This window comes from Lactiplantibacillus dongliensis (assembly GCF_005405105.1).
GTDB classification, from domain to species: Bacteria; Bacillota; Bacilli; order Lactobacillales; family Lactobacillaceae; genus Lactiplantibacillus; species Lactiplantibacillus dongliensis.
In genome coordinates this window covers 16,702-37,477 of sequence record NZ_BJDK01000005.1, presented here as the reverse complement: position 1 = coordinate 37,477, position 20,776 = coordinate 16,702, and the positions used below count along the sequence as shown (strand labels likewise).

Here is a 20,776-nt window from a genome sequence, read left to right as displayed (position 1 = left end):
TTCACCTAGTTCCAACTTGTCATTAAGTCATGCAACTGAAATGCTTGTTGCGCCATCTTTAAGTAAGTCTTGGGTTTTAAGGCTTGGGGGCCATCTGATAACGCTTCAGTTGGGCGGTCGTGAATTTCAACGATCATCCCGCTGGCCCCGGACGCTACTCCGGCCATCGCCATTGGTGTGACGAGATCCCACTCGCCGACTGCATGACTGGGGTCCACAATAACTGGGTAATGCGTCAGCTTTTGCAAAACCGGCACAGCGCCCAAGTCAAAGGTATTCCGAGTGTATTTATGATCAAAAGTCCGAATGCCGCGCTCCAATAACATAATTTGGTGATTGCCACCCGCCGCAATGTATTCAGCAGCATTTAAGACATCATCAATCGTCGCCGACATCCCCCGCTTTAAGGCCACGGGAATCTGCGTGCGACCAACCGCCTTTAATAAGGAGAAGTTCTGCATATTACGGGCACCAATTTGGAAAATATCCGTGTATTTGGCAACCATCGGCACATGTTCATCATCCATGACTTCCGTAATCATATCTAGGTCATTGGCATCCGCAGCGGCCCGCAAAGCTTGTAAGCCAGCCTCACCGAGCCCTTGAAAAGAGTATGGGGATGTCCGCGGCTTGAATGCCCCGCCCCGGACGACCGTCGCCCCGCGTTGCTTGGCAACCTTGGCCATTGCCATCACGTGGTCCGCACTTTCAACGGAACACGGCCCGGCCATCATGACGAATTGATCGCCGCCAATCACACTATGAGGCGTTTTAATCACGGTATTTTCCGGATGTAACAAGCGACTGCTTTGAACAGCTGCCGGGACGTCAGTAATGAGGTCATCAGCGGCTGCGACCACATCAGCTGGTAGATCTGCTGGCTGAATACCTTGAATGGCAATCCGATTGTGATGCGTAAAGAGTTCTGTTTTGGATCCAAATTGAGCAACTAGTTTGGCCTGCATGGCGGCCGCAGTTTCAGGTTTTAAGACAATAATCATATTAAATACACTCCTATTAAGTTAGTTTAGAATTGTTTCAGCAACGGCTTGAATCGGCATATCTTTACCGGTCCAGAATTTAAAGGCTAATGCCCCTTGCCAGATCAGCATGCCCAGCCCATTATGGACCGTGCAGCCCTGCGCTTTGGCTTGCTTTAAAAAGGCCGTCTCCAACGGTTGGTAGATCACATCGTACACCGTCTGTGACGGGGTTAACGCCGCCATCACTTGCGGTGTGACTGGTAGCCCGGCTGCCGTCATCCCGATATTGGTCGCATTAATAATTAAGTCGCTGGCCTTGGCAACACGCAGCATGGCCGCGGCATCTTCGTATGGTTGTATCTGCATCGCGATTGGCGTCGTTTGATTTAAAGCCGCCAGCCAAGCCGCTACCTGCGCATAAGTTTGGTTTTGCCGTTTAAAGACGGTCACACTCGCCACGTCATAATCCAAAGCCGCCGCGATGATTGCTTTACCAGCACCACCTGCGCCTAGAATCATCACGTGCTGACCATGTAGATTGACGCCTTGGTTTTGTAAATCTTGAAAGACTCCGGCGCCATCCGTACTATCACCAATCAGCCGGCCATCCACATTTTTAATCGTATTAACAGCTTTAATCCGGCGCGCCCGTGGGGTCATCTCATCAAGCATCGGTACGACCGTTTGTTTGAATGGCATCGAGAGGTTGACCCCAGCAATTCCCATACTACGAATACCGGCAACAGCATCAGCTAGCCCATCCGGCGCCACATCAAAGGCTAAGTAACGGGCGTTGATATGCCAGTAGTCAAAACTCAAATTATGCATTTTCGGCGAACGACTGTGCTTAGCCGGATGCGCCACGAAACCAAATAACGCTGTTTTTCCATCAATCATCTTGAACGCTCCCTTTTTTTAAATCACATTTAATTGTTGTTGGCCGACGTGCGTTTGTTGGTAAGCTTGAACGAGCTGGTCAACGGTAAAGCCGAGTGCCGGTAAGACATCGGCTGCTGGCCCACTTGCGCCAAACCGATCCAGTCCAACGATTGTGCCATCTAAACCCACGAACCGCTCCCAACCAAGCGTGGCGCCCATTTCAATGGCGACCCGGCGCCGAACTTGGGGTGGTAAGACTTGAGCTTGGTATTGTGCCGACTGTTGGCTGAATAAATCCATCGACGGCATTGAGACCACGCTGACATCTTGACCGAGGGTAGCTAATTTAGCTTGCGTCTTTAACGCCAACGCGACCTCCGACCCACTGGCAATCAAGATCCCCGTTGGTTGTAGTCCTTTTTGTGGCGATAACACGTAACCGCCGCGGGCCACTCCCGTCATGGCCAATTGATTCGTCCGTGGCAAGACGGCTAAGTTCTGGCGCGTTAAGACTAAGACGGTCGGATGATCGGTGGCATTCATGGCTTGCCACCAAGCCGCCACCGTTTCATTCGGATCACTAGGGCGAATCACCGTAACGTTAGGGATCAACCGTAAACTCATCAGCTGTTCGATGGGTTGATGCGTTGGGCCATCTTCCCCCACCGCAATCGAATCATGGGTAAAAACGTAAGTGACCGGCAGCTTTTGTAAGGCCGCGAGCCGAATCGCCCCGCGCATGTAGTCGGAGAAGACTAGGAACGTACTCCCGAATGCCCGGACACCGCCGTGCAACGTCAAGCCGTTTAAGATCGCGCCTTCTGCAAATTCACGCACGCCAAACGCTAAGTTTCGTTCACCCGGTTGATCGGCGGTTAGTAACCCATCCGTCTCAATCGTCGTTTTGTTCGAACTGGCTAAGTCCGCCGAACCGCCAACTAATTCAGGTAACTTACCGGCAATCTTTTGAATCATCGTGTGACTAGTCAGCCGTGACGCCTCGGCGCCTTCATCATAGACCGGTAATTGTTGGGCAAAATCTAACGGTAAGTCCTGCTGCATGACCCGCTTTAATTCGGCTAACGTCGTTGGGTTCAACTGCTGAACGCGCTGATTCCACGTATGATGCGCTTGTTGACCACGTTGCTCAATCGCCTGCTGTGCCCGTTGAGCCACCGCTGGCGTAATCGTAAATGGGGCGGCGGTCCAATTCAGATTCTGCCGTAACGTTTGCAGTCCCGCGGTTCCTAACGGATTACCATGCACGGCGTTGGTTCCTGCTCCCGGAGCGCCAAAACCGATCACTGTTTTAACAGCAATGAGTGACGGTCGTTGGCTGTGCTTAGCCCGGGTAATCGCCGCATCAATGGCTGCCAAATCATTGCCATCAGTGACGACTTGCGTTTCCCAGCCGTAACTTTCAAAACGTTGGCAAACATCGGTATGGAATGACCGGCTGGTGGGACCATCGAGTGACACTTGATTATCATCATAAAGCACAATCAACTTACCTAACTTTTGTTGTCCAGCAAAGCTCGCCGCTTCATGCGAGACCCCTTCCATCAAGTCACCGTCACCAACTAAACTATAGGTAAAGTGATCGACAATCTGAGCTTCGTGATTGAATTGACTAGCTAAATGCCGCTCCGCTAATGCCATACCAACTGCCATGCCCAAGCCTTGACCTAAAGGACCGGTCGTTGCCTCGACACCAGCCACGACACCATATTCTGGATGTCCCGGGGTCCGACTGCCGAATTGACGAAATTGCTTTAAATCCGCCATGGTCACCTCAAAGCCACTAACATGCAACAAACTGTACAATAAGGCGGAACCATGCCCCGCCGATAAAACGAAGCGGTCACGGTCAAACCAATCTGGCGCTTGCGGATCCAGCCGTAAATGGTGACTCCACAAAGTCCATAACATCGGCGCGGCCCCCAATGGCAATCCCGGGTGACCGGAATTAGCCCGTTCAATCATTTCAGCACTCAAAACACGTAAGTTAGTCACTGCTTGTTCATCAATCTCATCAAATCGTTTCATATTCACATTCCCTTTCTTCAAGCCGAAAAAAACGCCCACAGCCTAAACTGTGAGCGTTCCGATTCCTAGCAGTGCTGGTCAAATAAAGCCCAGCCACGACTAAGTTTGGAAAGTCACACAGTTGTTAGATAAACCACCGATATGACTCTCCGTATGAGTTTTAATTATACGAAAACTTACTGGTCATTATCGATGCAAGGCGTAGTGCCCGCATCGACTGCTGACACTACTGCAGAAACCAGTAATAATAAAATCGATTAAGTTGTTGGTTATTGTTTAATCGTCGCATAATCAAAATCTCCTTAAAATTTAATTTTTGTTGATGTCTAAGACTATACCGCACCTTTGATAGAATTGTCAAATGGATTTTTAAACTTTTTCTATCAATTTGGCTAAAAGTCGCTTATGACGCGCGATCAGTCGCTAACAATTTATTTTTGGCCACGGCCGCTAACAGTGTCTGCGCGGCCAGCCAATGGAATCTGGCTCCGTAGATCAAGCCAGCATCGCTACATGAATAATTCGGTTGATGTAGCGTTCCCGTCCCACCCGATCCTAAGAAACCATAAAAGCCGGGAATCTGTTCCTGATATAACGCGAAGTCATCATCGGCATTCGCTGGATGCGCTGGGACAATCTTAAAGGCCCCCTGGCACGCCGCCGTGATCAAGTCGGTCAAAGTCGCATCATTGTTGACACAGCTGGGACCTTGATCCCATTTGATAGCGACCGTTTGTTGATATGCCTTGACCGTTGCTTGCACAATCTCATAAAAACGGTCCTTCGCCAATTGCCGATTAGCCGCATTGAAAGTCCGAATCGTCCCTTTGAAGCTTGCCGTATCAGGAATCACATTAAACGTATGGCCTGCGCGGATTTCACCGATTGTCAGCACTAACGCTGCATCCGGCGCAATGTTGCGACTCCGAATCGTTTGGAGTGCCGTAATCAACTGCCCAAGTGTCACGATGGGGTCGGCGCTCCGTTCCGGCATCGCTGCATGGGCGCCGGTCCCATTGATTTGGACGTCAAAATTATCATTGCTGGCCATGAGGGGACCGCTTTTAACTGCCAATGTGCCAACCGGTAATTCCGGCATATTATGAAAGCCCGCAATCGCCTGTACACCGTGTAAGACATCATGACTCAACATTTCTTTCGCGCCAACATGCCCTTCTTCACCCGGTTGAAAGATCAAGCGAACCGTGCCAGGTAATTCGGCTTCATGCGCCTTTAGAATCCGGGCGCCCCCGAGTAAGGCAGCGGTATGAAAGTCGTGCCCACAAGCATGCATACGACCATCGATCTTGGAGGCAAACGGTAAGCCTGACTTTTCTTGTAATGGTAAAGCATCAATATCCGCTCGCAAGGCCACTTTCGGTTCGCCATGACCAATTTCGGCCACGACCCCAGTTGCACCAGGATAATCGACTAGCCGAATGCCTAGATCAGTTAAGGCTTTTTTAATCAATGCGGTCGTCTTGACCTCATGTAGTGCTAATTCTGGTTGTGCGTGAATCTGATGACGCAAGGCTGTCATCCAAGCCGTTAATGCCAAGTCGTCCATTTGAAAGACCCCCTACAAAATCTTCAAGAAAATCGATGCAATAATAACTGATGCCACTGAAACCGTTGCGAATCCCCCGACCAGCATCTTAGGTAACATATGATCGAGTAAGTACTTCTTTTCATGTTCGGTATGACCCATGATATCAACCACTTCATGCGTCACAATGTAATCAGCTGGAAAGCCAAACAATGCCGTTAACGCACTGGCAAACGCCATTTCACGACTGAAACCCAGCGGCTTAGCTAAGAGACTGGAAGCCAAGAACATCCCGAAAAGCCCTAAACAGATCAAAACCAAGATTGGCACCACGATTCCGACTAACATATTGATTTTGACGATACTCAAATTAGAGAAGATATAAGCCAGTAATCCATACATCAACCAATGGAAGACGCCGGCTTTTTCCAAAACAGCATCTTCCAAAAAGCCAACTTGATGGGCAATGACCCCAAAGACTAAACAAATAATATAAGCATTGACAACCCCATGCATCAGGGCCGCGACCCATTCAGCCAAAACGGTTACGATAGCGACTTTGAATAACATAAACGCCGCGGTATCATATTCTGCTGGTAACGTTAACTTGAGACGCTTGGGTTTGTCGAGGCCCACCGCCGTCGTGGCATTCGTCGCACTAGCCGTATCATCGGGCTTTTCAGTCGGCAATGTCGCCACCGCTGCCGTAGCTGGTTCATGATAATGCTTCAATAACCGCCGACTTTCACGTTTCAACATAATCGCCGTCAATGGATAGCCGAGCATGCTATGCATGACAAACATCGCCACCGGAAAGGCGGCCAAAACCGTAATGTGTTGAGCTTTTAAACCCGCTGTCATTAAGAAAGCCGCGACCAACCCACCAGTTAACGGTGGCACACTGGCAATAACGGTCTTCCAGTTAAAGAAGACTAGGCCAATCCCCATGGCAAAGATGACAGTCCCAACGACCCCCGCTAAGGCAATTAAAACGGCCCGCCATTGCTTTAATAAGAGCTTTAAATCCATCAAAGTCCCCATATGAATCAATAAAACCGCCTGAGTAATGGCAACGAAGGCCTTCCCGAATGAGGCACTCGGCACCACATTTTTCGGCACAATCGTCCAAAAACCAATTAAAAACAACACCGCCGTAACAAACACTGACGGCACATACGCTTTACTACGGGTCGAAACCCATTCCCCTAGCATCATGAATCCCATCACAACTGCTAGTGCAATCATTGCTTGCATACTGGCCACTTCCTAAACTGATAAATTTATAATTAATTTTCTAATTATATTTTAATCAAAAGCTTAGCAGATTCTCTTTTGGAAAACGACCCCACTGGCTGATTAGCTTTAATAAAAAAGTTGAAAGCGGTGTTTTTTTCAAATTGTCGTGTTGTTTGGGACTATTTGCTTTGGTTTCTGAAGCGGGAATTTAACTAACGAAAGTTTCGATAACCACAATGAATCGTTTATATTTAAATTCGAACAACACGCTTAGTACCAGTTGGTTTAAATTGCTACTCTGGTTGGCCCAGCATTGGCTGGAACGTGGTGGCCGCGTTTGGAAGCCAAAGAACCGAATTGCCATCGCCTGGCGTAAGGCTAACCAACACAGCGTTAGCAAGTTATGCGCTATGATTGATCATCTTCCCTGCCGATCGTTTCAGCATCAGTCCAGACTGACTGAAGCGGTAATACCCAGACCCCAGCGACTAATAAAAATAGACGCAAAAAAACACCTGCCAGATGACAGGTGTTCCGTGTACGAAAATGTTGGTATAACAACGTATTTCGAAAAAATAAATCTTAACGCTTTGAGAATTGTGAAGCTTTACGGGCTTTCTTCAAACCTGGCTTCTTACGTTCCTTCATACGAGCGTCACGAGTCAAAAGACCAGCGCGCTTCAAAGGACCGCGGAAATCTGGATCAACTTCAAGCAATGCCCGAGCGATACCATGACGAGTTGCGCCGGCTTGGCCGTGGAACCCACCACCATTGACGTTAACTAAAACGTCATATTGATCAGTTGTTTCAGTTACTTCGAATGGTTGTAACAATTCCTTACGGATGTCCGCAAATGGAATATAGTCTTCAACTGATTTGTCATTCATAACAATTTTGCCAGAACCTGGTACTAAACGTACGCGGGCTACTGAATCTTTACGACGGCCTGTGCCGCGATATTGTACTTGAGCCAATGTAGTTTCCTCCTTAGATTAAGTTCGTGATATCCAAAACTTCAGGTTGTTGCGCTTGTTGCGTATGTTCTGCACCAGCATAAACATGCAACTTCAAGCCCATCTTATGACCTAAAGAGTTGTGAGGAAGCATACCCTTAACTGAAGTTTCAATCAATTTTTCGGGTTCCTTTTCACGGAAGTCACCGGCAGTCCGTTCCTTTAAACCACCAGCATAAGCAGTATGATGATAATAAATCTTACGTTCTGCTTTCTTACCTGTTAAAGCAATCTTACTTGCATTGATAACGATTACGTTGTCACCAGTATCCACGTTTGGTGTGAATGTTGGTTTGTTCTTTCCACGTAAAATTGATGCAACGACTGTTGAAAGACGACCCAATGGGACATCCGTAGCATCAACTACATACCATTTACGATCAATTTCACCTGGTTTAGCCATATATGTTGTACGCACGTTGTGTTCCTCCATTTTCTGTTTTGCTTGACACTCAATAAGATTCCGGGGCTTATCGTGGGGCAAACAATACCAACGATTAGTTTACCGAATTTACCACTAGAAGTCAATCATTAATTAGATCGGTTTGTAAATCTTGTGGATCATAATAAACCTTTTTCATATACAAACCGGAAGCCGGCGCAGTTCCTCGCGCGGCGGCCCGATTCTTAGCCGCTAACAGTTGCGGAATACAGTCCACTTCGCGCCGACCTTGGCCAATTTCCATTAAGACGGCCACCATAATCCGAACTTGGTTATACAGGAAGCCACTACCACAGAATTCAAACTGAATTTCTTGTTCAGCTGGCAGCGCCCAAGCTTTAGCCGCATAAATTTCCCGCACATGATCGTGGGCTTGCGAACCCGATGCGACAAACGTTGAAAAATCATGCTTACCGACCAGCGCTGGGATGGCTTGTTGAATGCGGTCAATATCAGCTTGAAACTTAAAATGACCGGTAAAATTCCGCTTAAACGGATCGACAAACTCATCTTGGTACGCGCGGTACCAATAACGCTTGCCGACCGTATTGTACCGCGCATGAAAGTCAGCCGGGACAATTTCAACCTGTTTAACCAACATATCCATCGGTAACATGCTGCTCAAGCCACGGCGGACACCTTCTGGACTAATCTCATAAGGGAGGTCAAAATGCACGACTTGTCCAAAAGCATGGACCCCCGCATCGGTTCGACCAGCACCATAGATGACAATAGGCTCAGCCGGATCTTTAGCCATTTTATTGACGGCTTTAGTCAGTACTTGCTCCACTGTCCGTTGTCCAGGCTGCCGCTGAAAACCGGCAAAGTTAGTGCCATCATACGCTAGTATTATTTTATATCTCGTTGTCACAAAATCCTCCATCAAAAAAGGCGGGCAACTTGGCCCCACCTTTTAAATGTCTAAGCACGTAGGTAGACTAATGCAACGGTTAACACTGCAAAAGTCACTGTCGCCCAAGTATCACGACCATGCCATTTTAAAATCCGATATTTACTCCGGCCTTCCCCACCTTGATACCCGCGCGCTTCCATCGCTGTTGCCAAGTCTTCGGCGCGATTAAACGAACTGACGAATAATGGAATGAGCAATGGCACAATCGCCCGCATTTGTTGGAAGATATTGCCCTCCCCAAAGTCGACCCCGCGCGCCCGTTGCGCATTCATAATCTTTTCCGTTTCATCCATCAACGTCGGTACAAAGCGTAGCGCAATCGATAACATCAACGCCACTTCGTAGACTGGAAAGTGCACTACTTTTAATGGCATCAAGAGATATTCAATCGCATCGGACAGTTCCAACGGCGGAGTTGTTAACGTCAATAGTGTTGACATAAAGATAATCAACACAAACCGACAGAAAATATAGACCCCGTTGACCAGTCCAAACTGACTAATGGTAATAATCCCCCATTGAAAGTAGACCTGGCCGCCACTCGCACTGAATAAGATCTGTAAGACCACGGTAAATAAAATCAGCCAAATCAACGGTTTTACCCCATTGATGAAGAATGACCATTTCACACCAGAAAGTTTAATTGCCAGTAATGTAAAGGCAAATAAGAGCACATAAGTTGGCCAATTATTAGCAATAAAGATAATCCCGATAAAGTAAAAACTCAACAAGAGTTTGGCCCGTGGATCCATGTGATGAATCAACGAGTTCCCGGGAATATAACGGCCAAAAATCATCTTACTCATCATGGTCGCCACCTCCCAGCACACTAGTCGGTAACTGTTTAACCAGTGCAGCGGCCAATTGATCTTCCGTTAGCGGCATCTCATCAAAAGTCATCCCGCGCGCTATTAATTGCTGTGCAAAGGCCGTCGTTTTAGGCAAGCCTAGATGATGCTCAGCCAGCCACTGCGGGTCTTTAAAGATTGCTTGCGGTGTTCCGGTCTTCACGACTCGCCCATGATCCATCACAATGACGTTATTGGCATAGTTCGCCACATCATCCATCTGATGGGTCACTAACACGATGGTTAGCTGTTGTTCATGCCGTAACCGTGCAAACATGTCCATCATTTCTAGCCGGCCTTGCGGATCTAGTCCGGCCGTGGGTTCATCGAGTACTAATACTTTCGGCTGCATCGCTAGTACGCCCGCAATCGCGACCCGCCGCATCTGCCCACCGGACAAGTCGAACGGCGACCGTTGCAGTAAGTCCGCGTCTAAGCCGACCAAGGTCAACATTTTAGCCGCTAGTTTCAACGCATCAGCCTCACTAGCACCAAAGTTTTGGGGACCAAACGCAATGTCTTTCGCAACCGTTTCCTCGAACAATTGACTTTCGGGAAACTGGAAAACAATCCCGACATGTTGCCGTAAACGCTTTAAATCTTTGTTACTCGTCGTTGGGGTAATCACCCGATCACCAATCGTGACCGTCCCACTAGTCGGTTTGAGTAACGCATCTAAATGCTGCAACAACGTCGACTTGCCACTCCCCGTATGGCCAATGAGCGCCGTATAAGAGCCGTCGGGAATCGTTACATTAATATCAGTTAACGCCTTAGTCTCAAAGGGGGTACCCGGTTGGTAAGTAAATTCTACTTGTTTGAACGTAATTGCCATAACCAGTCTGCCATCCCTTTCTCTGTTAAGTACGTTGCGGGGACTTGAACCCCTAGCCGCGCTAAAGCCGCTTTTAATCGTTCTGGATAGGGCATATCTAAGCCCATCTTAATCAAAGCCGGACCGTGTTGGAAGATCTCCGCGGGCGTCCCTTCTTCAACCAAATGACCATCATTCACCACTAACACCCGATTGGCATTCGCGGCTTCATCAATATCATGCGTAATCGATAAGACCGTTAGATCTGAATCAGCCTTCATTTGTTGAATCGTTTGTAAGACTTCGGCGCGCCCTTCTGGATCCAGCATCGATGTCGCTTCATCTAAGATCAAAATCTGTGGTCGCGCCGCAATCATCCCAGCGAGAGCCACTCGTTGCTTCTGTCCACCTGACAGCCGCGCTGGTTCACGGGTGGCAAAGTCTTGCATATCAACTTGGGCCAACGCTTCGGCTACCCGTGACAGCATCTCATCACGAGGAATTCCTTGATTTTCCAAACTAAACGCCACATCATCTTCGACCGTTGCGCCCACAAATTGATTATCGGGATTTTGAAAGACCATCCCAATCTTGCGACGAATATCCCAAACCGTTTGTTCGGAAAGCACTTGACCATCAATCGTGATTTTCCCAGAAACGGGCGCTAATAAGCCGTTTAAATTTTTAGCTAAGGTCGATTTACCGGAACCATTATGGCCAACAATCGCCACCCATTCACCGGCCGCGACCGTAAATGAAATGTCTGTTAACGTTAGCTGATCCGCGGCTTGTTGCGGATAGCGATAATTTAAATGTTCAACGTCAATTATCTGACTCACCATGGTCCCTCATTTCTTAATTACTGATGGTTATTATCATACCATACGCCGCTATTTCAAATCACTAGCCGGTCCGTACTTGTACCCATTATCACCAAACAGTGTAAACTTTTTCTTCAAATTATTCGAGACATAAACCTTTTTATCCTTCGTAATGAAGATGGCGCCAATGCCCTTGTCTGCCTTGGCATTAATATAAGCCATGCCGTCTTTGAGCCCTTTATCAAAGGTCGCCGTTGAAAGGCCATCCCCGTCGATGGACTTCTTTGAAATAATTGACACACCCATCAAGTTGTTTTGGAATGGGGCCCCCGTCTTAGGATCCATTAAATGACTATAGATCTTTCCATTTTTCTTGAGGTAACGTTCATAGATACCAGAGGTGACAATCGACATATTCTTTGTAGGAATCGAGCCAATTGAGGTCCCACGGGTCGCCTTAGGATCCTGGATACCAACAGTCCAATTGCCAGACTTGGTGCCCTTGGGACTGTCGCCCATGACATAGATGTTACCACCTAAATCAATAATCGCTGTTGAAACACCGTGTTGCCGGAAATAAGTTTTAACTTGATCGGCCATAAAACCTTTGGCAATGCCGCCAAGATCTAACTTCATACCCTTTTTCTCAAGATAAACCGAATGTTTTTTATCATTTAGCTTAACTTTAGTATAATCAACTAATTTAACGTTCTTGGTAATGGCAGCTTGACTTGGAATATGGGCATCTGGGAAGCCAATTCGCCAAAGTTGGGTAATCGGTCCAATCGCCATATCAAATGATTCGTTAGAATTCTTACTGTAATAGTAGGCCGCCTTGACCATCGGATAAATATCCTTGCTAATGGTTACCGGATGCTTGCCCGCCGCTGCATTAATCTTATCAATCTCAGAGCCCTTTTGATTTGTTGTAACTTCTTTAGCCTCTTGCTTTAACACCTTAAAAGCATTATTTAAGACCCCTTGTTTGCCTTTATTATAGACGCGCAATGTCACAACGGTTCCCATCATAAATTCCGTATTCTCACTAGGTGTTTGAACGACCTTAGTGGGTTTCGGATAACTAGCCGCCTTATCTTTTTTGGTGGTTGGCCCACACGCCGTCAGTGGGATCACTAAAGTCGCGACTAATCCTAGATAAATCCATTTTCTCAGTTTCATATCTGTAACTTCCCCTTAACTAATTTCAATCGTAATTATACCAAAGTTTACAACATCTGTATGCCAATTTTACGGCCCATTAGCCGTCGTGACTTGGGAACAAAAAATAAAGGCTTGAGACAATATGTCTCAAGCCTCCATTTTAAAAGTGAATCCTAATTAATCAGCAAAGGTCATGTTATCGATTGAGATAGTCTTAGTGTCACCCTTTTGAGCCGCATTTTGTAATTGTGAAGCATACAAAACGAAGGTATCTGATGAGTGAGTTGCACCAGTGACAACATCAACATTGGCTGGATCACTTGATTTTTCTAATTCTTTGTTTAACTTAGGTTGGTAAGTCTTTGGATCCATCTTAGAAATCTTCTTCATCTTCTTGTTGTAAGCGGCATCGTTAACTTTTGACTTGCCGTTCTTATCAACTTGGTTGTAATCAGATTTTGTAATCTTGTTATTCTTAACGGTGATAGCGAAGGTTACCCGATAGCCGTTAAAGTAGTTCTTTTCAGCTAACTTGTAAGTCCCGTCTTTCATCTTAGCGCCATTATTGATCTTGATTGTGGCAGTGTCACCCTTTTGAGCGGCTTGGATCAATTGTTGTGCGTAGTTTTGGAAAGTCTTTGATGATTCAGTGGCACCGGAAACAACATCAATGGTTGCGACGTTACCAGTAGCAGCTGCACCTTCTAAGGACTTGTTCAACTTAGGTTGGTAAGTCTTAGGGTTCGTGCCAGAAACTTTCTTCATCTGCTTATTGTAAGCAGTGTCGTCAACTTTTGACTTGCCCTTCTTGTTAACTTGGTTGTAATCTGACTTCGTGATCTTACCCTTACTATTAACGGTAATACTGAATTCAGTCTTGTAACCATGTGAGTAGTTTTCTTCGGCGAGTTTATAAGTACCCGCTTTCATTTTGGCACCAGCAGTAGATTTAGCTACCTTAGTTGTCTTCGCTGAAGATGATGAACTCTTCTTTGAGGATGATGATGAACTAGAACTTGATGAGCTGCTCCCACAACCTGCTAATGCTAATGCGGAAATGGCAACAACTGATGCACCTGTAATAACTGACTTAAACTTCATGATATCCCACTCCTAACCTTTTTGTATGAAAATTCACATTAATCTTAACGTTTATTCCCAAGATAGTCAATCCTATTTTATAAAAATAATCGTATTCACAGTATACACCGCCCACATTGGTGACGCTTTATTTATCGAAAGCCTAACCGGCCGGACACCACTTCAATATAATGTGATTTATTATGCATTCTAATCAATAATTCATAGACAAACGCTTCCATTACTTATATAATTGTTAGTGGAATTATTATTTTTTTACATTATTTATTCAAGGGAGTTGTTACGCAATGGCAAAGAAAAACGTTGTCGTTGTCGGCGCGGGTTTTGCTGGGGTTTACGCGACTAAGAAATTAGCCAAGCACTTTAAAAAGAATCCTGACGTTGAAATCACGTTAATTGACCGGCACTCGTACTTCACGTACATGACCGAACTACATGAAGTGGCGACGGAACGGGTTGAACCAGAGCATATTCAATATGATCTGCAACGACTATTTTCACGACGCAAGAATGTTCGTTTAGTAACCGATACCGTTAAGAGCATCGACAAAGACAAACAAACAGTTGTTACCGAAAATGGTAGCTACCAATATGACCAATTATTAATCAGTCTTGGTGGTGAATCCAATGATTTCGGTACACCAGGGGTTAAGGAACACGGGTTTGAACTTTGGTCCTTCGAACAAGCAATGAGTTTACGGGCACACTTAGCTGCCATTATTCGTCGCGGGGCGGCTGAACTTGATCCAGCCAAACGTAAAGCGATGTTAACCTTCACTGTTTGTGGGTCTGGGTTTACCGGGTCTGAATTAATCGGTGAATTAATCGAATATCGTGACGTTTTAGCACGCGATAACAAGTTGGACCCAAGCGAGATCACCTTACAATTGGTCGAAGCAGCGCCAACCATTATCAATATGTTAAATCGGACACAAGCTGGTAAAGCTGAAAAGTATATGAAGAAACATGGCGTTGATATCTTAACCAACTCCATGATTACGGAAGTCTTTGAAGACCACGTTACCTTAAAGGGTAAAGATCCAATTCCAACTTACACGTTGATTTGGACTGCTGGGGTTCGTGCCAACAGTGTCGTTAAAAACTTCAATATGGAAACTAACCCCCGTGGCGGCCGCTTGGTTGCTAATGAATTCATGCAAGCTAAAGATGCTAAAAACGTCTTCTTAGCTGGGGATTCAATGAGCTACCAAGAACCAGGTCAACCACGGCCAGTCCCACAAATCGTCCAAGGTGCCGAAGAAACAGCAGCTACGGCGGTTCAAGGGATTATCAAGAATATTGATAATACTGATACTGAAATCAAACCGTTCAAGGGTGCTTATCAAGCTTCCGTTGATTCAATTGGTTCCAAGTATGCGGTTGCGCAAGTCTTAGATAACTGGAACGTTTCTGGTTTTATCGCGGTCTTATTAAAGCACGCCATTAACTGGTTGTATTACGTTCAGATTTTCTCTGGTTACTATTTATTCCAGTACTTCATGCACGAATTCTTCCGGACACGCAACCGGCGGAATGTGTTCCGCGGTTGGACTTCTCGGATGGGGAACGTTTTGTGGAGTGTGCCACTACGCTTCTTCTACGGCGCCATGTGGTTATGGGATTGTTGGACAAAGGTTCAAGGTTCCGAATCCTGGTTCACCGATAAGTTAAGATTACCATTTAGTTGGATTCAAGTTGCTGCCACGAGTGGTGCGAGCCAAGCTGCAACTAAAGCAACTAGTGGTGCCAGTGAAGCTGCCGGTGCTGCGACTAAAGCCACTAAAGGTGTCTTCAGTTTATCTTACATGTATGGTAAGGACCCATTGATGGTCTTTGAAAAATCACCACATTGGTTCGAATCAGTCACGAAGTTCTTTGTACCGAACTTGCAAACCGCACTCTTCATGCAAAAGTTCATGACTTGTGTTGAAATTATCATTGCCTTATGTATCTTCTTTGGCCTCTTCTCATGGTTGGCTAACGCCATTACCATTGGTTTAGTTGCCGTCTTCTGCTTGTCAGGGATGTTCTACTGGGTCAACTTGTGGATGGTCTTTGCCGCCCTTGCCTTAATGAATGGTTCCGGCCGGACATTTGGTTTGGACTACTGGGTTGTTCCGTGGATGCAAAAGCACCTCGGTCACTGGTGGTATGGCAATGTCAGCTCCCATTACGATGCTGTCAAAACCCGCTAGATGCGTTATAATTAATTAAATAGTTTCCCGATGGTTCAAGGGTAGCTTTTACCTTGGACCATTTTTTATTCAAAATAACTTGGAGGTGCAACGATGAAACGATTACGAGCGTCATGGCAAGTCTTCAAACGCTATCGTGCGATGATTCGCCCGTTTGATATTGTCATTATTGTCATTTTAATTCTTTTATCGTTTACGCCATTGGCCATCTTCTCTTATCAGCAACGTCAGCAAGCCGTTCACGACACACAAGTTGCTAAGCAATCTGCCAAACGAACCAGCCGTCGGACCCTAACTGCGGTCGTCTCACATAACGGCACCGTTCTCAAACGCGTCAATATTACTAATTTGAAACAAACGGTTCATTATACGTACCGTGACAAAGCTGGGCACTATAATCGCGTGACGTTTGAACCAAAACGCGTGGCGATTACCAAAGCTAATTGTTCGGATCAGGTTTGTATTCGACGCGGTTGGATTCATAAGCCCGGACAGACCATCGTTTGTTTGCCACATAAACTTTTAATTGAAGTCAAGTCTAGCACGGGACATACGACCTCGGGCGGAAATGGACTGGTTACGGAGTGATGTCTATTGAATAATTCGTTTGAACACTCAAATCGGACTCATCGTAATATTTATATTGCCCTGCTAGTTGCTCAGGGGGTCATCATCGGGATCTTAGAGCGGATGATCCCCTTCCCGTTTGCCTTTGCGCCCGGGGCCAAGCTCGGTCTGGCAAATCTGATTACGATTGTCGCCATTTTTACCCTGTCATTTCGCGATGTCATTACTTTGACTTGGCTGCGCTTGATTCTGACTGCGCTCGTTGGCGGCACGTTATCCACCTTTATCTATAGCTTTGGCGGGGCATTCTTAAGCTTATTTTCAATGTTATTGGTTAAACAACTGGGACCCAAACGTGTCAGCATTATCGGGATTTCAGCGACCGGGGGTGTGATGCATAACGTCGGTCAATTATTAGTCGCTAGCTTCATTGCTCAGACATGGACGGTCATGCTCTACTTACCGATCCTCTCGATCATTGGGCTAGCGGCCGGGATTGCCCTGGGGATTGCCGCTAACTACCTATTTACCCACGTGACGATTCTAAGTTATCTACGTTTTAATCACGAACAAGTCCCCAGTAAAAAAAAGGAGTAAATTTTCATGCAAGCAACGCAATTACATCCGCTATGGCGTGATTATCCCGCCCTGCAGCCCGAGTTGCAGCAGGTCATGCAACTGATGGATGACAATATCAATATTTCTGACCCGGCCATCACCGCGGCCATTTTGGATATGATTCACAGTGGCGGTAAACTGTTAAGACCTGCTTATTGCTTGTTATTCTCGCAATTCAAGCCGACTGAGCGGCACCGGATGATTGCCCTCGCCGCTTCCTTAGAGACGCTGCATACAGCAACTCTGATCCATGATGACATCATTGACGACTCTAAACTGCGTCGTCATCAGGTCAGTATCCAGCAGCAATTCGGTAAAGATGTGGCGGTCTATGCGGGGGACTACTTATTTGTGGTCGTCTTTAAGATCTTGTCCCACTACTCTAGTAGCTTTCGTAGTATTCAATTAAATTCAGCTAATATGGAAAAGATTCTAATTGGTGAAATTCATCAAAAAGATCGCCATTTTCACACTGAAATTACTTTAGCGGACTATCAAGAACAGATTCAAGGTAAGACGGCCGAACTCTTCGCGTTAAGTTGTTTCCTAGGCGCTTATGAATCGGGTCAAAGCGAATTGTTCGCTAACCGGGCTAACAAAGCTGGGATGGCGATTGGAATGGCTTTTCAAATCTTGGATGATATCTTGGATTATCAAGAAACTAGTCAAGAGATTGGTAAACCCGTCTTAGAAGACCTCGCAGAAGGCGTCTACACGTCGCCCCTGATCTATGCCTTACAGACAGACTACCGGCAACAACTGCTGCCGCTCTTACGTAAACAGGGCCAAATAACCTTAGCTGAGCGGCAACAAGTTCAAAGCCTGGTCATTGCGGCTGGCGGGGTCATTAAAGCCAAACAACTGGCTAAGAAGTATACTAACACAGCGTTACGTACACTTAAGCATCTACCCAATGTACCAGCACGGGCAACCTTACTGCAACTTACCCAACAACTCTTAGAACGCCATAATTAAGCCCAACAAAAAAGCCTATCAATGAGCAGCATCCGCTGTTCACTGATAGGCTTTTTGTGTTAGTTGACCAACTTAACCAAGTCATAAAAAAATCACTTAAGACTGTGATGTGCCATCTATGTTCAACATAAATAACTTCCGAACTAGACTTAGTCACCTTTTGCAGTAACCACCATCATAGCGTCCGTCAACCACAATCCCAGTGATCCGTAAAACAATTTAATTAGTCAACGAGTTCCAAGACAACCATTTGTGCACCGTCGCCACGACGAGGCATAGTCTTGTAAATTCGTGTATAACCACCATTGCGGTCAGCATATTGAGGACCTAAGTCACTAAATAGCTTTTGCAAAGCAGTTTGTACAGTTACGTTGTCGCCATCTTCCTTAACATCAGCAACGATGTCCCGCATAAATGCAGCAGCTTGACGACGGGCGTGTAAATCGCCCTTCTTAGCCAAAGAAATCATCTTATCGGTCGTTGAGCGAACTTCCTTAGCGCGAGCTTCGGTGGTTTCGATGCGGCCGTTAACGATCAATGAACTTGTCAAATCACGAAGTAAGGCACGACGTTGTGAACTTGTACGTTGTAATTTACGGTAACTCATGAACGGATATCCTCCCTTGTATTAGTCTTCTTTGCGTAATGATAACCCGAGGTCAGCTAATTTTGCTTTAACTTCTTCGAGGGACTTGCGTCCAAGGTTACGAACCTTCATCATATCAGCTTCAGTCTTGTTAGTTAATTCTTGAACCGTGTTGATACCAGCACGCTTCAAACAATTATATGAACGAACGGAGAGATCTAACTCTTCAATCGTCATTTCTAACATCTTTTCCTTATGCGTTTCTTCCTTCTCAACCATCACGTCAGTGTTCTTAGCTTCATCAGTGAGGTTTACGAAGATGGAAAGGTGATCAGTCAGGATTTTGGCTGACAGACTAATGGCTTCACTCGGAGTGATTGAACCATTTGTCCAAACGTCTAAGGTTAACTTATCAAAATCATCACGTTGACCAACCCGCGTGTTTTCTACTTGGTAGTTAACACGTTCAATTGGAGAATACAATGAATCAACAGGCAAAACGCCAATTGGCATATCATCTTCACGATGTTTGTTATCCTCAGCGGATACATAACCACGACCAGTATTAGCAGTCATACGCATATGGAAGTGTGCACCATCTGCTACTGTACAAATTGCCAAATCAGGATTCAAGACTTCAACATCCGCATCACCGATAATATCACCGGCAGTAACGTTAGCTGGACCTTTGACATCGATTTCCAATGTCTTAGATTCGTCTGATTCTAACTTAAGTGCGATCTTCTTCACATTCAAAATGATCGCCGTAACATCTTCTGTCACGCCTTCGATCGTTGAAAATTCATGAAGCACACCATCAATTTGAATACTAGTAACAGCAGCGCCAGGTAAAGAAGAAAGAAGAATCCGACGAAGTGAATTCCCTAAAGTTGTACCATAACCGCGTTCAAGCGGTTCTACAACAAACTTACCATAGTTGTCGTTTTCATCAATTTTATGAATGTTAGGTTTTTCAAATTCAATCATTCTTATCTTTTACCCCTTTCAAAACGCGTGGTGTTTAGTAGTTGTGCGTACAAAATGAAGTTTGCCCTCAAAATGAACGTCACAGATTAAACACGACGGCGCTTTGGAGGACGAGACCCATTATGAGGAACTGGCGTAACATCGCGAATTGCACTAACTTCCAAACCAGTGGCTTGTAAAGCACGGATTGCAGCTTCACGACCGGAACCAGGACCTTTAACAGCGACTTCAACAGTCTTCATGCCATGTTCCATTGATGCTTTAGCAGCAGCTTCTGCGGCCATTTGAGCAGCAAAAGGTGTTGATTTACGACTACCCTTGAAACCTAATGAACCAGCTGATGACCAGGCAATCGCGTTACCTTGCATATCAGTGATCATAACAAGTGTGTTGTTGAACGTTGAATGGATGTGAGCCACACCGGATTCAATGTTCTTTTTTACCCGACGACGACGGGTTGTCTTTCTAGTTGCCATAAAATTCGAAAACCTCCCTTATTATTATTTTTTACGTCCAGCGATGCTGACTTTTTTACCCTTACGAGTACGGGCATTGTTCTTCGTGTGTTGACCACGAACGGGTAAACCACGACGATGACGCATACCACGATATGAGCCGATTTCTTGAAGTAACTTGATGTTCAAGCTAACTTCACGACGTAAGTCACCTTCAGTTTTGTAACCGTCAACGACGGCACGGATCTTATCTTCTTGTTCAGGAGTTAAGTCGCGTACACGAACGTCTTCTGAAACACCGGCTTCAGCAAGAATCTTCTTTGCAGAAGTATTACCGATACCGAAAATGTAAGTCAAACCGATGACAATACGCTTGTCACGTGGTAAGTCAATTCCTTCAATACGAGCCATTAAAATTTCACCTCCGACTTTAAGTTAAATTATTTACCTTGGCGTTGCTTATGCTTTGGATTAGCAGAGCAGATAATCATCACGCGGCCTTTACGACGAATAACTTTGCAGTGTTCGCACATAGGCTTTACAGATGGTCTTACTTTCATGAATATTTACCTCCTATAAGGTACGAAGC

General features: G+C 45.9%; 22 protein-coding genes. 4 read left to right on the top strand and 18 right to left on the bottom strand.

Annotated elements, in window-relative coordinates; all coding sequences use genetic code 11:
- Positions 1–5: 5 nt before the first annotated feature.
- From aroF to pplA, 13 genes are all read right to left on the bottom strand, one after another.
- Positions 6–1,001, bottom strand: coding sequence for a 3-deoxy-7-phosphoheptulonate synthase (aroF, locus tag FFM80_RS02465; protein ID WP_137639349.1), 996 nt, complete (start codon positions 999–1,001; stop codon positions 6–8).
- Positions 1,002–1,022: 21 nt separating this feature from the next.
- On the bottom strand, positions 1,023–1,880 hold the full coding sequence (gene aroE / locus FFM80_RS02460) for a shikimate dehydrogenase (RefSeq protein ID WP_137639348.1): 858 nt from the start codon (positions 1,878–1,880) through the stop codon (positions 1,023–1,025).
- An 18-nt stretch (positions 1,881–1,898) separates the two neighbouring features.
- Entirely contained in the window at positions 1,899–3,908 is a 2,010-nt protein-coding gene (tkt, locus tag FFM80_RS02455; protein ID WP_137639347.1) for a transketolase, read from the bottom strand.
- A 403-nt stretch (positions 3,909–4,311) separates the two neighbouring features.
- Positions 4,312–5,475, bottom strand: a complete 1,164-nt coding sequence (locus tag FFM80_RS02450) for an amidohydrolase (protein WP_137639346.1) — start codon at positions 5,473–5,475, stop codon at positions 4,312–4,314.
- Between the two features lie 12 nt (positions 5,476–5,487).
- Entirely contained in the window at positions 5,488–6,708 is a 1,221-nt protein-coding gene (locus FFM80_RS02445; RefSeq protein WP_137639345.1) for a hypothetical protein, read from the bottom strand.
- 564 nt (positions 6,709–7,272) lie between these two features.
- Positions 7,273–7,665, bottom strand: a complete 393-nt coding sequence (rpsI, locus tag FFM80_RS02440; protein ID WP_137635505.1) for a 30S ribosomal protein S9 — start codon at positions 7,663–7,665, stop codon at positions 7,273–7,275.
- 13 nt (positions 7,666–7,678) lie between these two features.
- On the bottom strand, positions 7,679–8,122 hold the full coding sequence (rplM, locus tag FFM80_RS02435) for a 50S ribosomal protein L13 (protein ID WP_137635506.1): 444 nt from the start codon (positions 8,120–8,122) through the stop codon (positions 7,679–7,681).
- A 106-nt stretch (positions 8,123–8,228) separates the two neighbouring features.
- On the bottom strand, positions 8,229–9,017 hold the full coding sequence (gene truA / locus FFM80_RS02430) for a tRNA pseudouridine(38-40) synthase TruA (RefSeq protein ID WP_137639344.1): 789 nt from the start codon (positions 9,015–9,017) through the stop codon (positions 8,229–8,231).
- 50 nt (positions 9,018–9,067) lie between these two features.
- The gene (locus tag FFM80_RS02425) at positions 9,068–9,868 is read right to left on the bottom strand and encodes an energy-coupling factor transporter transmembrane component T family protein (RefSeq protein ID WP_137639343.1); all 801 of its coding nucleotides are present in this window, start codon (positions 9,866–9,868) and stop codon (positions 9,068–9,070) included.
- The gene (locus FFM80_RS02420; RefSeq protein ID WP_137639342.1) at positions 9,858–10,742 is read right to left on the bottom strand and encodes an energy-coupling factor ABC transporter ATP-binding protein; all 885 of its coding nucleotides are present in this window, start codon (positions 10,740–10,742) and stop codon (positions 9,858–9,860) included. Before FFM80_RS02420 ends, FFM80_RS02425 begins: the two co-directional genes overlap by 11 nt.
- Positions 10,718–11,560, bottom strand: coding sequence for an energy-coupling factor ABC transporter ATP-binding protein (locus tag FFM80_RS02415; protein WP_171001019.1), 843 nt, complete (start codon positions 11,558–11,560; stop codon positions 10,718–10,720). Before FFM80_RS02415 ends, FFM80_RS02420 begins: the two co-directional genes overlap by 25 nt.
- 51 nt (positions 11,561–11,611) lie before the next feature.
- Complete coding sequence (locus FFM80_RS02410) at positions 11,612–12,721, bottom strand: FAD:protein FMN transferase (protein ID WP_137639340.1); 1,110 nt, start codon at positions 12,719–12,721, stop codon at positions 11,612–11,614.
- A 159-nt stretch (positions 12,722–12,880) separates the two neighbouring features.
- On the bottom strand, positions 12,881–13,804 hold the full coding sequence (gene pplA, locus FFM80_RS02405; RefSeq protein ID WP_137639339.1) for an extracellular electron transfer flavoprotein PplA: 924 nt from the start codon (positions 13,802–13,804) through the stop codon (positions 12,881–12,883).
- Between the two features lie 287 nt (positions 13,805–14,091).
- On the opposite strand from pplA, the gene FFM80_RS02400 reads away from it, so the two are divergent.
- The 4 genes from FFM80_RS02400 (at position 14,092) to FFM80_RS02385 (ending at position 18,159) form a co-directional block, all read left to right on the top strand.
- Complete coding sequence (locus FFM80_RS02400) at positions 14,092–15,999, top strand: NAD(P)/FAD-dependent oxidoreductase (RefSeq protein ID WP_137639338.1); 1,908 nt, start codon at positions 14,092–14,094, stop codon at positions 15,997–15,999.
- A gap of 93 nt (positions 16,000–16,092) precedes the next feature.
- Entirely contained in the window at positions 16,093–16,587 is a 495-nt protein-coding gene (locus FFM80_RS02395) for a NusG domain II-containing protein (protein ID WP_137639337.1), read from the top strand.
- Between the two features lie 6 nt (positions 16,588–16,593).
- Complete coding sequence (locus FFM80_RS02390) at positions 16,594–17,163, top strand: Gx transporter family protein (protein WP_137639336.1); 570 nt, start codon at positions 16,594–16,596, stop codon at positions 17,161–17,163.
- Between the two features lie 6 nt (positions 17,164–17,169).
- On the top strand, positions 17,170–18,159 hold the full coding sequence (locus FFM80_RS02385; protein ID WP_137639335.1) for a polyprenyl synthetase family protein: 990 nt from the start codon (positions 17,170–17,172) through the stop codon (positions 18,157–18,159).
- Between the two features lie 223 nt (positions 18,160–18,382).
- Here the strand turns inward: FFM80_RS02385 and rplQ are convergent, their stop codons facing one another.
- From rplQ to rpmJ, 5 genes are all read right to left on the bottom strand, one after another.
- Positions 18,383–18,766 (bottom strand): 50S ribosomal protein L17, encoded by a 384-nt coding sequence (rplQ, locus tag FFM80_RS02380; RefSeq protein WP_137635517.1) that lies wholly within the window; start codon positions 18,764–18,766, stop codon positions 18,383–18,385.
- Positions 18,767–18,787: 21 nt separating this feature from the next.
- Positions 18,788–19,732 (bottom strand): DNA-directed RNA polymerase subunit alpha, encoded by a 945-nt coding sequence (locus FFM80_RS02375; protein ID WP_137628537.1) that lies wholly within the window; start codon positions 19,730–19,732, stop codon positions 18,788–18,790.
- Between the two features lie 86 nt (positions 19,733–19,818).
- Positions 19,819–20,208 (bottom strand): 30S ribosomal protein S11, encoded by a 390-nt coding sequence (gene rpsK, locus FFM80_RS02370; RefSeq protein WP_003641266.1) that lies wholly within the window; start codon positions 20,206–20,208, stop codon positions 19,819–19,821.
- 24 nt (positions 20,209–20,232) lie between these two features.
- Positions 20,233–20,598: a 30S ribosomal protein S13 gene (gene rpsM / locus FFM80_RS02365; protein WP_130845138.1), complete on the bottom strand. Its 366-nt coding sequence runs from the start codon at positions 20,596–20,598 to the stop codon at positions 20,233–20,235.
- A gap of 29 nt (positions 20,599–20,627) precedes the next feature.
- Complete coding sequence (gene rpmJ / locus FFM80_RS02360) at positions 20,628–20,747, bottom strand: 50S ribosomal protein L36 (protein ID WP_003638083.1); 120 nt, start codon at positions 20,745–20,747, stop codon at positions 20,628–20,630.
- Positions 20,748–20,776 lie beyond the last annotated feature (29 nt).